This window comes from Flavobacterium polysaccharolyticum (genome assembly GCF_038739875.1).
Classification (GTDB): Bacteria; Bacteroidota; Bacteroidia; order Flavobacteriales; family Flavobacteriaceae; genus Flavobacterium; species Flavobacterium polysaccharolyticum.
This window is the reverse complement of the sequence record NZ_JBCGDP010000110.1, coordinates 1-273: the sequence shown is the minus strand read 5'-3', so window position 1 is coordinate 273 and position 273 is coordinate 1. Positions and strand designations below refer to the sequence as shown.

General features: G+C 46.9%; 1 protein-coding gene. It reads left to right on the top strand.

Going from position 1 to position 273, the window contains the following annotated elements:
• Positions 1–273, top strand: a 273-nt coding sequence (locus WFZ86_RS20285) for a hypothetical protein (RefSeq protein ID WP_342693633.1), incomplete at both ends; no start/stop codon positions are given.

Below are 273 nucleotides of genomic sequence, written 5' to 3'. Positions count from 1 at the left end.
CCGCTTCATTAACAGCCGGCAATAGTATAAACGCATCCACAGGCGAGGTTACCTATGTAGCAGGTTGGTCAGGAAGTACAACAATTACAGCAAGCGCTGCAGGATGTAACGGTCCTGTTACCACTACTCATGTAGTAACAGTGACTCCAACAGTAAGTATTGCAGCCTTCAGTCCAGCAACTTCAACCCGTTGCCAAGGAGCAGGAGCAGTAACCACTACTACCACAGCTACGAATTCAACAGGTATTACCTATAGTTTAGATGCCGCTTCAT